Source organism: Pseudomonas edaphica (genome assembly GCF_005863185.1).
GTDB lineage: Bacteria > Pseudomonadota > Gammaproteobacteria > Pseudomonadales > Pseudomonadaceae > Aquipseudomonas > Aquipseudomonas edaphica.
In genome coordinates this window covers 1-9,726 of sequence record NZ_VBVZ01000208.1, presented here as the reverse complement: position 1 = coordinate 9,726, position 9,726 = coordinate 1, and the positions used below count along the sequence as shown (strand labels likewise).

Genomic DNA, 9,726 nt, shown 5'->3' with positions numbered 1-9,726 from the left:
GGTCGGACAAACCCTCCGGGTCGGCGGGGCCGTGTACCGGAATGATCAAGCCCTGGCCCCAGCGCAGGTGCAACAAACCCTGCGCATGATCGGCGTGATAGTGGGTCTGCAAAATCCCGTTGAAGCTGCGTGGCGGGAAGCGTTCGCAGAGGTCGGGCAAGCCGCTGTCGATCAACCAGCGCTGCTCGCCGCACTCGATCAACGCGCTGCACGGGCGGCGGCGCAGGCTGGCATCGCTGCGCGCCAATCCGCACGCCGCGCACTCGCAGCCATACACCGGAACCTGCCGCGCGTCACCGGTGCCCAGTAAGGTCAGGCGCATGCCGTGTGCCCGTGATCGAGGCAGCACAGCAAGCGCTCGACGGTGTTTTCCAGCGGGCCGGAATTGTCGAGCACAAACAACCCGGCGCCATTACCCGCGATCAAATCGGCGGTGAACCGCGCATTGCGCGCCAGGCGTTCCTCGATATCGGCCTGGGACTCGCGCCCGCGTGCCATCAGGCGCTGGCGCAATACGGCCTGATCCACCGTCAACAGCAATACCAGCAAGCCCGGATAGCGCTCGCGGGTTTGCGCCAGGTGCGCACGCGAACCATTGACCAGCACATCGTCCCCCGCCGCCAGCCATTCGTCGATGGCCTTGGGAATGCCATACCACAACCCATTGGCCTGCCAACTGAGGGCAAACGCGCCCTCGGCCTGCATCGCGGCGAACTGTTCCGGGCTCACCCCTTGTGCGGCCTCGCCCACCGCTTCCGGCGAGCGGGTGATCACCCGGCGCACAATGCGGCAGCCGCGCTCGGCCAAGCGTGGGCGTGCGGCATCCAGCAGGCTGTCCTTGCCCGAACCGGATGGCCCGATGAGATAGATCAACCTGCCTGCCATCAAAACACCCTCTTCGCTTGTCGCCAGACTTGTTGCACCACAGGAAGCCCCTCGCAGCGGCGGGCTTGCACCAAATCCGCTCGCAGGCCAATGGCAATTTCACCGCGATCATTGAGGCCCGCCGCTTGTGCAGGCGCCAAGCTGATCATCTTGACGGCCCGCGACAGGTCGCCGCCGTCCTGTTGATCGGCCAGCACAAACGCCGCCTGCAACAGGCTGGCCGGGTAGTAATCACTGGAAAGTATATCCAGCAATCCCTCGGCAGCCAGCCCGGCGGCGGCCACATTACCCGAGTGCGACCCGCCGCGCACCACGTTCGGCGCGCCCATCAGCACTTTCATGTTCAGCGCCTGGCAGCCCTTGGCCGCCTCCAGCGTGGTGGGGAATTCAGCAATGGTCATGCCATAGCCCGCCGACTCCTCCACATGCGCCAGCGTCGCGTCGTCATGGCTGGCCACCGACAGGCCGCGCTCCAGGCAATGCGCAACAATGGCCGCGCGATAGCGGTCGCTGTATTGCTTGGAATTGGCCATTTGCAGCACGATAAACGCGTCCATCGTTTCGTCGTTGAGGTGGTACTTGCCCATGTAGTACTCACGGTACTTGGATTCGAGCACGAACTGTCGCTGGCCCGGCGAATGGTCCATCACCGACACCAGGCGCACCAGCGGGTTTTCCACCAGGTCGCGGAACACGCTGAGGGTGTCCGGGTGGCACAGCTCGCAGCGCAGGTGCAGGTGGTGTTCGGCGCGGGTCAAGCCGGCGTCTTCAGCCTGGGCGATCGCGTCGAGCATCGCCGGCAGCTTTTTCATGCGGTTGCCCTTGGGGTTCACATCGCCGATGGACACCGCGTCGAACACTGTAGTGATCCCCGCCGCGATGATTTGCGCATCATGGCTGAGCACCGCCGAGATCGACGGCCAGTCCACGCCGGGGCGCGGGGTCATGTGTTTTTCCAGGTTGTCGGTGTGCAGCTCTACCAGGCCCGGCAGCAGGCAATCGCCGCCCAGGTCCTGGGCCTGGGGCAACTGGCTGCGGCCCTCGGCGATGTCGACAAGCTTGCCGTCGCGCAGCACCACCGTGCCCAGGAACATGCGCTCAGCCGTGACGACCTGGGCATTGGTGAGGATCTGTTCAGCGGGCATGGGCGTATTCCTCTTCGGCAACGGCTGCAGGGGTCATGTCGAAATGGCGGTCGGCGACCGCTTCACGGGCGGCGCGGTCGTGGAAGATGCCGATCAGCGCCGCGCCAGCGGCCTTGGCTTCGTTCATCAGTTCCAGCACCACCTGGCGGTTGCTGTCGTCCAGGGACGCGGTAGGTTCGTCCAGCAACATCACCGGCCAGGCGACCATGAAGCCACGTGCGATATTGACGCGCTGTTGTTCGCCACCGGAGAACGTGCCGGGCGCCAGTTGCCACAAGCGCTGCGGGATGTTCAGGCGCGTAAGCAACTGTTCGGCGCGGGCTTGCGCATCGGCCTTGGCCCAGCCACGCGCCAGGGCCTGCTCCATCACCACGTCCAGGCAGGCCACGCGGGGGATGACGCGCAGAAACTGGCTGACGTAACCGAGGGTCTGCTGACGCACCTGAAGAATGTCACGCGGCTCGGCGCCGACCAGCTCCAGCCACTCACCGGCATGCTGCACACGAATACTGCCGCCCGCCGGCAGGTAGTTGCCGTACAGGGTGCGCAGCAAGGTGCTTTTCCCCGCGCCGGACTGGCCATGCAGCACCAGGCACTCACCGCCCTGCACACTGAACGCCACACCGCGCAACACGTTAAGCACCACGCCGTGTTGCTGATGCAGGGTGAAGGTTTTCGAGAGGTCACGGACCTCGATCAAGGCATTCATCATGGCTGCAATACCGAAGACACCAGCAGTTGAGAGTAAGGGTGCTGTGGATCATCGAGGATCTGGTCAGTGAGCCCGGTTTCCACCACATGGGAGCGGCGCATCACCATCAGGCGGTCGGCGAGCAAACGCGCAACGGCCAGGTCGTGGGTGACGATCACCACCGCCAGATCCAGCTCACGTACCAGGCCGCGCAACAGGTCGAGCAGGCGCGCTTGCACCGACACATCCAGGCCGCCGGTGGGTTCGTCCATGAATACCAGGCGCGGGCTGGAGACGAGGTTGCGGGCGATTTGCAGGCGCTGCTGCATGCCGCCCGAGAAGGTGCGCGGCAAATCGTCGATGCGCTGCGGGTCGATTTCCACCTGGCCGAGCCAATCCAGACCGGCGCCGCGCAGTTGCGCATAGTTGCGCACGCCTTGGGCCATCAGGCGCTCGCCGATGTTGGCGCCGGCCGACACGCCCATGCGCAGGCCGTCCCGTGGGTTCTGCTCGACAAAGCCCCACTCGGTGCGCAGCAAGGTGCGGCGCTCGGCTTCACTGGCGCTGTACAAATCCAGCCATTCGCCGTCCTTGCTGCGGTAGCCGATGCTGCCCGCTTGCGGCGGCAAACGCCCGCTCAGCAGCGAGAGCAAGGTGGATTTACCTGAGCCGGATTCGCCGACAATTCCCAGCACTTCGCCAGGGTAAAGATCAAAGCTCACGCCCTGGCAACCCTTCTCCGGGCCGTACAGCAACGACAGGTCACGTACTTGAAGCAAAGGCTGGCTCACTGGTTGTTCTCCTTGACCCGTTGGGCGCAATACCAGGTGTCGGAACACACAAAACTCTGGGTTCCCGCGTCGTCGAGAATCAGCTCGTCGAGGAAGGAATCGTGGCTGCCGCAGATGGCGCAGTTGTGTTCCCACTGCTGCACTTCGAACGGATGGTCTTCGAAGTCCAGGCTGGTGACCCGGGTGTACGGCGGCACCGCGTACAGGCGCTTTTCGCGACCGGCGCCGAACAGCATCAGCGCCGGGCTCATGTCGAGTTTGGGGTTGTCGAATTTAGGGATCGGCGACGGGTCCATCACGTAGCGCTCATCGACCATCACCGGGTAGGCGTAGCTGGTGGCGATATGGCCGAAGGTGGCGATGTCTTCGTAGAGTTTGACGTGCATCACCCCGTAGTCATTGAGGGCGTGCATGGTGCGGGTCTCGGTTTCCGAGGGTTCGATAAAGCGCAGCGGCTCGGGGATCGGCACTTGGTAAACCATGATCTGACCGGCCTGCAGCGCCGTTTCCGGGATGCGGTGGCGGGTCTGGATCACGCTGGCGTCGGGCGTCGCTTCGGTGGTGGCAACCCCCGCCGTGCGGGCGAAAAAGCGCCGGATCGACACGGCATTGGTGGTGTCGTCGGCGCCCTGGTCGATCACCTTGAGCACGTCATCATCACCGAGGATCGCGGCGGTCAATTGCATGCCGCCGGTGCCCCAGCCGTAAGGCAATGGCATTTCGCGGCCGCCAAACGGCACTTGGTAACCGGGAATCGCCACGGCCTTGAGCAAGGCGCGGCGGATCATGCGTTTGGTCTGTTCGTCGAGGTAGGCGAAGTTGTACGCCGGGTCGCGCACAGCCGGTAGGGTCAAGTCATTCATGGCGGTTGCCCTCGGCCGGTTGGCGCAGTTTGCGGATCAGTTCCAGCTCGGACTGGAAGTCCACGTAGTGAGGCAATTTGAGGTGCGAGACAAACCCCGCCGCCTCGACGTTGTCGCAATGGGCCAGCACAAACTCTTCGCGCTGGGCCGGTGAAACGACTTCTTCGTTGTATTCCCCGGCGCGCAGCGAGCGGTCGACCAGCGCCATGCCCATGGCCTTGCGCTCGGCATGCCCGAACGCCAGGCCGTAGCCACGGGTGAACTGCGCCAGCTCGGTGGCCGAACCGACGAACTGGTTGACCATCTCGCACTCGGTGACTTCGATGCTGCCCAGGCAGATGGGAAAGCCCAATTCTTCGGGGTCGATCCACACCTCGACGTCGCCGATGCGAATCTCACCGGCAAACGGGTGGTTACGGCCGTAACCGCGTTGGGTCGAGTAGCCCAGCGCGAGCAGGAAACCCTCGTCGCCACGGGCCAGGGCTTGCAGGCGCTCGGCGCGGCTGGCCGGGTATTCCAAGGGGTCGCGGGTGATGTCGGCGACGCTGGCGTTGTCGTCGGCTTCGTGCTTGATCAGGCCTTCTTTGGCAAGCAAACCGAGCACCCGTGGGCAGGCGTCAATCTGTGCATCCGTCGTGGTCTGCGGGCCTGGGTATTGACCTTCGGCCAGCAGCGAAAAATCCAGCAGGCGGTGGGTGTAGTCGAAGGTCGGGCCGAGCAGTTGGCCGCCGGGCACGTCCTTGAACGTGGCCGACAAACGTCGGCTCAAGCACATCTGCGACGTATCAATCGGCAGGCTCGGGCTGAAGCGCGGCAGCGTGGTGCGATAGGCGCGCAGCAGGAAGATCGCCTCGACCAAATCCCCTGCTGACTGCTTGATCGCCAGCGCAGCCAGCTCTTCGTCGAACAACGAGCCTTCGGTCATCACCCGCGCCACCGCCAGCGGCAATTGCTCGCGGATCTGCCTCACGCTCAACTCAGGAATGGCCGTATCGCCCCGACGTTTTTTTGCCAGCAGGCGGTGGGCATTGTCGATGGCCTGTTCGCCACCTTTGACGGCTACGTACATCAGGCGTGCTCCTGTGCAATACGGCTGCTGCGCGGCAGGCCGATCAGGTGGTGGCCGGCGGTGAACACCAGGTCCAGGCCACGCGGGAAAGCTTCACGGCGTTGGCGCTCTTGCCAGAAGGCTTGCGGCACCGGCAGGTTGACCAGGCGCTGGGTTTTGATCCCTGGGCCGCGCCAGTGCAGGCCGCGACCGGACTCCAGGTCGGTAAGCTGAACCAGCAAGGTGCAGGACTGATCCGGGTAACGGTCGTTGCCGTGGTCGAAGCCGCCGAGGTCAAGCAGGTCTTGCTCACCGAGCAGCGCGAACACCGCGTCTTCGCGTTTATCGGTGAGCGGGCAACCACAGTGGAAGGCCAGGTTGGCGCGGATCAGCGGCGTGTCGAAGCTCGGCGCCAGCCACAGTGGCGTGTCCATATCCAGCAGGGCCAGGCACAGCGCGTAGGTGGCGGGCGCCAGGCCGTCGAGGCGTGGCGCGGACGGCAGATGCTGGATCAAACCGGGTTCGGCCAGCGCCTTGAGGGCCGCACGAAAACCGCGTTGGGCATCCAGCACCGGCTCGACAAACGCCGGTTGCAACAGGTGAGCGTTCATCAGTTTTCTCCTCGCACCAGGGTGAAGAACTCGACCTTGGTGGCAGCGGTGTCGGCTTCTTTTTGCGCACGGCGCTGGGCTTGGGCAGTGGCCAGGGAGGTGATCAAGTCGCTGAGCCACAGGCTCGGTTGCGTGCCTTGCAGATGGGCGTCCGCCAACGCGGCCAACTCGGCATGCAGCTTGTCGCGCCCGGCCAGGTAGCTGTAGCCGGTGCGGCCGTCGGCCAGGCGCACCACGCAGCGGGTCACGCTCATTTCGCCGACGTTGAAGGCTGCGCCGTCACCGCCCATGCGCCCGCGTACCAGGGTCATGCCGATTTCCGGGGCGCGGATCAGTTGGTACTCGGCGTCTTTCAACGCGGCCTCAAAGGGTTGCAGTTCATTGAGCTGGGCGCGGGCTAATACGCCGATCCAATGTTGTCGCGGGGACACACTCATCATTCAAGTCACCACTTGGTACTGGAAGCGATCCGAACGGCTGGTGGACTGCGCCAGCTCCACCGGGCGGCCATCGCGATCGCAGGAAAGGGTAAACACCGTGAGGGCCGGCAAGTGCCGAGGCATCATCAGCAGCGCGGCTTCATCACGGTTGGGCAAACGCGCACCGATCAGGCTTTGGGTGCGGGTCAGCGGCAGCGCTCGTTCACGCAGGTACTGACGCAGGGAGCCGCCGTTGTAATCAGCCAGCAACGGCGCACGGCTGGCGCAGTAGCGATGACGGATCAGGCTGACGGGCTGGTGATCAAGCTTGCGCAGGGTTTGCAGCTCGATCATCGGGGCCATCTCGGCGATGCCCAAATGCTCGGCTTCGTCGCGGCTGGCGTAGCAATAGCGGCGCTTGAGCAACACCGCCTGCACGCCGACGCCCTGGGCCGACAGCGATTGGCTGTAGGAGGTCTCGGCGCCCATCGAGTAAATCAGCGGGCGGTCGAGCACCTGGGTGCCCTTGCCCTGACGGCGCAGCAGGCTGCCTTCGAACACCAACTCGTCGATGGCGCGGCGCAAGGTGTGGCGGTTGACGCCAAAGCGCTCGGCCATGTGCACCTCGCCGGGCAGGAAGTCACCGGCCTGGTAGCTGCTCAATTCACGGCGCAGGATATCCGCGAGTTCGCGGTACACCGGCTCATCTTGTCTAGACAACTGCATGCTTAAAAAAAGCGCCGCGCGGGCACCCCTCCGGCGTCAGATGAACTGCTTGCGCAGGCGTTGGGACAGCACGTCGATACAGCTCACCACCACGATGATCACCAGCAGCACCGCGCAGGTCTGTACGAACTGGAAAGCGCGGATGTTTTCCCAGAGGATCACGCCGATCCCGCCGGCGCCGACCATGCCCACTACGGTGGCCGAGCGCACATTGGCTTCGAAGCGGTACAGCGCGTAGCTCACCCACAGCGGCATCACTTGCGGGATCACGCCGTAGATCACCTCCTGCAAAGCACTCGCGCCGGTGGCTCGCACGCCTTCTACCGGGCCGGGGTCGATGGCCTCGACGGCTTCGGCAAACAGCTTGGCGAGCACGCCGGTGGTGCTGATCCACAAGGCCAATACACCGGCAAACGGACCGAGGCCGACGGCGACCACGAACAACATGGCGAAGACCATTTCATTGATGGAGCGGAAGGCATCCATCACGCGGCGCAGCGGTTGGTGGACCCACCACGGGGTGATGTTGTCGGCGCACAAGATGCCCAGCGGCACCGAGCAGACGATGGCCAGCACCGTGCCCCACAGGGCGATTTGTACGGTGACGATCATCTCCTTGAGGTAGGAGCGCCATTCGTGGAAGTCGGGCGGGAAGAAGTCGGCGGCGAAGGTCGCCATATTTCCGGAATCGCGGTACAGCGCCAGCGGGTTCATCTCGGCGCCGTGCCAGGCCCAGGCCAACAGGACCAGGAACAGGCCCCAGCCGAGGTATTGCGGCCAGGTTCTTTTACCCACCGCTTCAGCATGTAAAGTCGTCATGGTTGTCCTCGATCAAAATGTGGGAGCTGGCTTGTCGGATCGCCGCACCGCTGCGATAGCGGTCTGTCAGTTACAAATTTGTTGGCTGATACACCGCAATCGCGGGCAAGCCCGCTCCCACATGAATCCGGTTCCTACTGGGGTTAGCCGTTTGCTGCGGTCTTCTTGTCCAGCTCGGAGATGCGCTGTTGCAGCTTGGCCAGGTCAGCATCGATGTCGGCGAGCTTCTTGGCCTTGTCGGCTGCCTCAAGCTTGTTGTCGGCACTGATGGTGGTGCGCTGCTTGAACAGCTCCAGCTGGCGGATCGGCAAGAGCTGGTCGTCGTTGGAGGCGAGGAACTTGCCCAACTGCATGTTCTTCAACACCGCCTTCTCTTCATCGGTGTCGCCGTAGTGGGCGAAGAAATCACGGATCTTGGTTTTCTCGCTGTCCGTCAGCGCCTTGCTCCACACCATCGGGTCGGCCGGAATCAGCGGCGATTTCCAGATCACCTTGAGCATTGCGGCTTTGTCCGGCTGGGTGACTTCCAGGCGGTCCCAGCTTTCGGTGTTGAAGGTGGCCACGTCCAACTGCCCCTTGGCGACGCTGAGTGCGTTGACTTCATGGCTGGAGTTGAGCGTGCGTTTGAACGCGGTGGCGGCATCCACATGGTTCTTGGCGAACACGTAGTAGCCCGGCACCAGGTAGCCCGAGGTGGAGTTCGGGTCACCGTTGCCGAAGGTCAGGTTCTTGGCGTTCTTGAGCATGTCGTCGACGTTGTTGATCGGGCTGTCCTTGCGCACGATCAGCACGCTCCAGTAACCGGCGGCGCCGTTGGCGGCGGCGGTCTGGGCGAAGATCTCGCCGTTGGAACGGTCCACGGCTTCCATCGCCGCCTTGTTGCCCAGCCAGGCCACGTCGACCTTGTTAAAGCGCATGCCCTGGATCAACCCGGCGTAGTCGGAGGCGAAGGTGGCGTTGATGGTCAGGCCTGTTTTCTTGTGCATGTCATCCAAAAACGGCTGCCAGATGCTCTTGAGGTTCTGCGAAGACTCGGTGGACATGATGCCGAAGTTGATGGCTTTGTCGGCAGCCTGGGCAGTGCCCATGGCGGCGCCGGCCAGCAACACCGCAGACAGAAACACTTGGCCGATACGGTTCAACATGGACGGGATTCCTGTGGGTCGTGAGTAGGGTTTCAAGCGCGCGCCATGGCCAGCCGAGGCGTGGCGACGGCTATGCGGGTGTGGTCGGAAAACATCAGGCTGGTGTCGACGTCGGCACCGTACAAATCGTTGAGGAACTGGCTGCTCATGGCGCTGCCCTGCCCGTCGAAATGAATGCGGCCGCCTTTAAGGGCCACGGCACGCGGGCAATAACGCATGGCGTAATCGACTTGATGCAGGGTCACCACCACGGTCTTGCCGTCGCGGCGGTTGATGTCGGCGAGGATCTCCATGACCTTGCGCGCCGACTCCGGGTCCAGCGAGGCAATAGGCTCATCGGCGAGGATCACTTCGGCGCGCTGGGTCAATGCACGGGCAATCGCCACGCGCTGCTGCTGGCCGCCGGACAAGGTCGAAGCACGCTGCCCGGCCAGGTCGGCCAAGCCCACGCGGGCGAGGGATTCGAGGGCAAAGGCTTTTTCCTCGGCATTGAACAAACCGAGGTTGCCGCGCCAGCGTGGCATGCGGCCCAGGCAGCCGAGCAATACGTTGTCGAGCACGCTCAGGCGGTTGACCAGGTTGA

General features: G+C 63.8%; 13 protein-coding genes. All 13 read right to left on the bottom strand.

Going from position 1 to position 9,726, the window contains the following annotated elements:
• Positions 1–322, bottom strand: a 322-nt coding sequence (locus FEM54_RS15455) for an MBL fold metallo-hydrolase (protein ID WP_477749733.1), incomplete at its 3' end; no start/stop codon positions are given.
• Positions 313–885: a phosphonate metabolism protein/1,5-bisphosphokinase (PRPP-forming) PhnN gene (gene phnN, locus FEM54_RS15450; protein WP_099549041.1), complete on the bottom strand. Its 573-nt coding sequence runs from the start codon at positions 883–885 to the stop codon at positions 313–315. The genes FEM54_RS15455 and phnN, both read right to left, overlap by 10 nt.
• Complete coding sequence (locus tag FEM54_RS15445; RefSeq protein WP_138451755.1) at positions 885–2,030, bottom strand: alpha-D-ribose 1-methylphosphonate 5-triphosphate diphosphatase; 1,146 nt, start codon at positions 2,028–2,030, stop codon at positions 885–887. The genes phnN and FEM54_RS15445 overlap by 1 nt, the downstream gene beginning before the upstream one ends.
• A complete protein-coding gene (gene phnL / locus FEM54_RS15440; RefSeq protein ID WP_138451757.1) occupies positions 2,020–2,739 on the bottom strand; it encodes a phosphonate C-P lyase system protein PhnL in 720 nt (239 codons plus the stop codon). The genes FEM54_RS15445 and phnL overlap by 11 nt, the downstream gene beginning before the upstream one ends.
• Positions 2,739–3,548 carry a phosphonate C-P lyase system protein PhnK gene (gene phnK, locus FEM54_RS15435; protein ID WP_171045849.1) on the bottom strand — a complete coding sequence of 270 codons (810 nt, stop codon included), beginning with the start codon at positions 3,546–3,548 and terminating at the stop codon, positions 2,739–2,741. The genes phnL and phnK overlap by 1 nt, the downstream gene beginning before the upstream one ends.
• Positions 3,509–4,375 (bottom strand): alpha-D-ribose 1-methylphosphonate 5-phosphate C-P-lyase PhnJ, encoded by an 867-nt coding sequence (locus tag FEM54_RS15430; RefSeq protein ID WP_017136213.1) that lies wholly within the window; start codon positions 4,373–4,375, stop codon positions 3,509–3,511. The genes phnK and FEM54_RS15430 overlap by 40 nt, the downstream gene beginning before the upstream one ends.
• Positions 4,368–5,444: a carbon-phosphorus lyase complex subunit gene (locus FEM54_RS15425; protein ID WP_138451753.1), complete on the bottom strand. Its 1,077-nt coding sequence runs from the start codon at positions 5,442–5,444 to the stop codon at positions 4,368–4,370. Before FEM54_RS15425 ends, FEM54_RS15430 begins: the two co-directional genes overlap by 8 nt.
• Positions 5,444–6,034, bottom strand: coding sequence for a phosphonate C-P lyase system protein PhnH (gene phnH, locus FEM54_RS15420; protein WP_138451751.1), 591 nt, complete (start codon positions 6,032–6,034; stop codon positions 5,444–5,446). The genes FEM54_RS15425 and phnH overlap by 1 nt, the downstream gene beginning before the upstream one ends.
• The gene (gene phnG / locus FEM54_RS15415; RefSeq protein WP_138451749.1) at positions 6,034–6,471 is read right to left on the bottom strand and encodes a phosphonate C-P lyase system protein PhnG; all 438 of its coding nucleotides are present in this window, start codon (positions 6,469–6,471) and stop codon (positions 6,034–6,036) included. The genes phnH and phnG overlap by 1 nt, the downstream gene beginning before the upstream one ends.
• Positions 6,472–6,474: 3 nt before the next feature.
• The gene (gene phnF, locus FEM54_RS15410) at positions 6,475–7,179 is read right to left on the bottom strand and encodes a phosphonate metabolism transcriptional regulator PhnF (RefSeq protein ID WP_169985717.1); all 705 of its coding nucleotides are present in this window, start codon (positions 7,177–7,179) and stop codon (positions 6,475–6,477) included.
• A gap of 36 nt (positions 7,180–7,215) precedes the next feature.
• Positions 7,216–7,998, bottom strand: coding sequence for a phosphonate ABC transporter, permease protein PhnE (gene phnE, locus FEM54_RS15405; RefSeq protein ID WP_017136208.1), 783 nt, complete (start codon positions 7,996–7,998; stop codon positions 7,216–7,218).
• A gap of 143 nt (positions 7,999–8,141) precedes the next feature.
• Positions 8,142–9,143 carry a phosphonate ABC transporter substrate-binding protein gene (phnD, locus tag FEM54_RS15400; protein WP_099549047.1) on the bottom strand — a complete coding sequence of 334 codons (1,002 nt, stop codon included), beginning with the start codon at positions 9,141–9,143 and terminating at the stop codon, positions 8,142–8,144.
• Positions 9,144–9,175: 32 nt separating this feature from the next.
• Positions 9,176–9,726, bottom strand: a 551-nt coding sequence (locus tag FEM54_RS15395; protein WP_138451747.1) for a phosphonate ABC transporter ATP-binding protein, incomplete at its 5' end; no start/stop codon positions are given.

Bases quoted from the DNA above. Each gene is read 5' to 3' on its own strand.
- phnN (WP_099549041.1), bottom strand. From the start codon at position 885: ATGGCAGGCAGGTTGATCTATCTCATCGGGCCATCCGGTTCGGGCAAG.
- phnD (WP_099549047.1), bottom strand. From the start codon at position 9,143: ATGTTGAACCGTATCGGCCAAGTGTTTCTGTCTGCGGTGTTGCTGGCC.
- phnG (WP_138451749.1), bottom strand. From the start codon at position 6,471: ATGAGTGTGTCCCCGCGACAACATTGGATCGGCGTATTAGCCCGCGCC.
- phnL (WP_138451757.1), bottom strand. From the start codon at position 2,739: ATGAATGCCTTGATCGAGGTCCGTGACCTCTCGAAAACCTTCACCCTG.
- phnH (WP_138451751.1), bottom strand. From the start codon at position 6,034: ATGAACGCTCACCTGTTGCAACCGGCGTTTGTCGAGCCGGTGCTGGAT.
- FEM54_RS15430 (WP_017136213.1), bottom strand. From the start codon at position 4,375: ATGAATGACTTGACCCTACCGGCTGTGCGCGACCCGGCGTACAACTTC.
- phnF (WP_169985717.1), bottom strand. From the start codon at position 7,179: ATGCAGTTGTCTAGACAAGATGAGCCGGTGTACCGCGAACTCGCGGAT.
- FEM54_RS15425 (WP_138451753.1), bottom strand. From the start codon at position 5,444: ATGTACGTAGCCGTCAAAGGTGGCGAACAGGCCATCGACAATGCCCAC.
- FEM54_RS15445 (WP_138451755.1), bottom strand. From the start codon at position 2,030: ATGCCCGCTGAACAGATCCTCACCAATGCCCAGGTCGTCACGGCTGAG.
- phnE (WP_017136208.1), bottom strand. From the start codon at position 7,998: ATGACGACTTTACATGCTGAAGCGGTGGGTAAAAGAACCTGGCCGCAA.